This window comes from Larkinella arboricola, assembly GCF_003259745.1.
GTDB classification, from domain to species: Bacteria; Bacteroidota; Bacteroidia; order Cytophagales; family Spirosomataceae; genus Larkinella; species Larkinella arboricola.
On the sequence record NZ_QLMC01000031.1, the window covers coordinates 1 to 2,582 of the forward strand.

At 45.6% G+C, this 2,582-nt stretch carries 3 protein-coding genes; 1 reads left to right on the forward strand and 2 read right to left on the reverse strand.

All coding sequences use genetic code 11. The annotated features are described in order from the left end of the window. Positions 1-376: 376 nt before the first annotated feature. Entirely contained in the window at positions 377-1,702 is a 1,326-nt protein-coding gene (mobV, locus tag LX87_RS28445) for a MobV family relaxase (RefSeq protein ID WP_111631685.1), read from the reverse strand. Positions 1,703-1,903: 201 nt separating this feature from the next. Between mobV and LX87_RS29255 the strand changes: the two genes are divergently transcribed. Beyond that, positions 1,904-2,113 carry a GDCCVxC domain-containing (seleno)protein gene (locus LX87_RS29255; protein WP_111631686.1) on the forward strand — a complete coding sequence of 70 codons (210 nt, stop codon included), beginning with the start codon at positions 1,904-1,906 and terminating at the stop codon, positions 2,111-2,113. A gap of 41 nt (positions 2,114-2,154) precedes the next feature. Here LX87_RS29255 and LX87_RS28455 read toward each other — a convergent pair whose 3' ends face one another. Further along, positions 2,155-2,385 carry a hypothetical protein gene (locus LX87_RS28455; RefSeq protein ID WP_111631687.1) on the reverse strand — a complete coding sequence of 77 codons (231 nt, stop codon included), beginning with the start codon at positions 2,383-2,385 and terminating at the stop codon, positions 2,155-2,157. Positions 2,386-2,582 lie beyond the last annotated feature (197 nt).

Genomic DNA, 2,582 nt, shown 5'->3' on the forward strand with positions numbered 1-2,582 from the left:
TACAACCCGAATATCATTAATGGCCTTTTCCATAAATGGGTTTTCATCAAAGGCCTTAAACTCCTTTATCTTTTTATACTCTTTAGCCATAAAGGTAAAGTCAAACTTTATGTAACAAGGACCAATTTATAAAAAATAATTTTATCCTGTATAAACTTTGACTTTATTTTTTTGATGTCAAAGTGTAAAGTAAAAAATTACACTGTGTAAAGTCAGACTTTATACAGTGTAAAGTGACCCCCCTTGAATATCAGTCAGTTATAAGGGTTTGCTTCTTAGGCTCTTAAAATAGGTGTCTGCGACGCTGTTTTTTAGTACTTGGGGCGCTGCCCCAAACCCCGGGATTTTCTTTCATTTTCCCACGCTCAAAGAGGCGCTATCGACCCAACCCTAGACTGCGGCTTCGTTTGGGGTTTTCTTCCAGCTTTTGCTCCTCTTGGAGTTTAGCTTTCTGAGCTTGTTCTTGGTCCTTCTTCAGGGTTTGGTCAATGCTTTCGTTAACTAGATCGGCAATTAGTCGCCCATCAATTCTACCTTCGATGAAGTCTAGGCGTACCTCGGTCTTAGGGTCTTTTACAAAAAACTGCTCTTCGTTTTTGCTGATGTCAATCTGGTAGCCTTTGCTCTCAAGCCGTCGTAGGGCTTCAACCGGGTCACGAATCCCCTCCAGACTTTCAGTGATGTCTTTTTCGAGCTGTGGTAAGACGCGGCTGCGGACCCTGCCAGCGTGTTCTTGGCTCCATTGGGGACTTAGACGTTTTTCGTCTAACAAGATAGCCACCCGGTCTAAGATCATGGTGGCATTCTTGAGTTGCTGTTGAGTTTTCTGCCCCTTCTCGTAATTAGCCTGTTTTAGCCCCTCTGAAGTGCTCAATCGCTTTTGCAGGGCTTTTCCCTGTTCTTTGGCTGTTGCGTTCGCTATGGCCGCATTTTGGGCCTTTTGGGCGGCTTTCTGGACTTCTGCCAGCCGACGGCTGTATTCAGCATTGATTTTAGCCTCCTGCTCTTGTTTCCAGCGTTCCAGGTTGAGCAAATCCAGGATGCCAGGGGATTGGATCTGTAGGGGTTGATGGGCCTGTTGAATGGGGGCTAATTCCTGCTCAATGGCTTTTCGCTCCTGCTGCTGTAAGCCGTAAATGTGCTTCATCTCCACATGTTTGGCCCGACTGTTCTCTATTCCCCTTTCCAACTTAAAGGGTTTCATCGCTTCAGCATAGTCAGTTTGGAGCTGCCGTAAGGTCCTGGGAGTAAATAGCTCCTTGGCACAAAGTCGATTATCAGCCGTGATGGGTACGACAATGGCGTGAATGTGGGGTGTTTTCTCATCCTGATGCAGGGTAAAGGCTACTAGATTACGCCCATAGTGCTGTTTCATAAACTCCAGATTGGCCTTGACCCAATCTGAGTTGCGATAATCACCGACAACCTGTCCGTTTGGATCCCGCTTAAACAGCTCCGGACTAGCGGTTAGAATGAACTCCATGCCCTTAACGGCATCCTGTCGGACCTTCTGAATACCGGCGTGTTCAATGCGGGCCTGAATAGCCTTGCCCAAATTCTCATAGTTGAGCACATATTCCTTGTTCAAATGCTGGCGCTCCTTGTCAGCATTGGGTACATGTCCCTGTCGGTAGTTATGTTCAGATTTCCCGGTGATGCTACCGTTTCCTTTGATCTTGGCAACTCGGCAAATGGCTTTCATTTTTTCCCTTGGTTGATGGCCCCGGCGGGCGCACACTTTACTCCTGCTGGAGCCGACCGAAGGAAGGTGCAGGCAGGAGTAAAGTATAGTGCGTTATACTTCCTTATTAAAACGGAAGCCTCCGGACGCCCATCAATTATACTTAAAATCTTGATTTGAGTGTATTACGTATCTACCTTAGCGTTCAAAAATTACTTTGATATGGCTACATTAGAATCTGTTCTGGTTTGTCCATTTTGCAAGCATGCTAAACAAGAAATAATGCCTACGGATGCTTGTCAGTTCTTTTACGAGTGTGAGAACTGCCACACTGTACTACGGCCATTGACAGGTGATTGTTGCGTATTTTGCTCGTATGGATCAGTGAAATGCCCTCCTATTCAAGAACAGAAAGGTTGTTGTTCTTGCTAGAAAGGCTGTACAGTTGGGGTGGATATGCCTAAGAAAACCTATTATTGCTTATGGCTCAACTCGCCTGATTGGGCAACAATAACCGTCAAACGAGCGGCTTCATTAGAGATATCAATGACGTAGTTGTTCATCGCTAATTCGATGATATGCCATTCCGAGGGAGTGAAGTTATCTTTTAGCAGACTAAGCTTAGGAATGAGTTTTGTCCTGATATTCTTTGCGGTAGTTTTCAGTGCTTTTGCTTGTTCATTTGCTGTTCTGTTGCTAGTCATAGTCGATCATTAAGACAAATTTATGAATCTAGTGATAGCGCCTCTTTGAGCGTGGGAAAATGAAAGAAAATCCGTACTGTACGCCGTGAGCGAAGCGAACACCAATAAAAAAGCCCCCGGAGGCTTCGAGCTATCAATCCGGGGGCTACGACTCTCGTCGCGTGGTCGGCCTATCCTCACGGTTGTATCCCTACAGA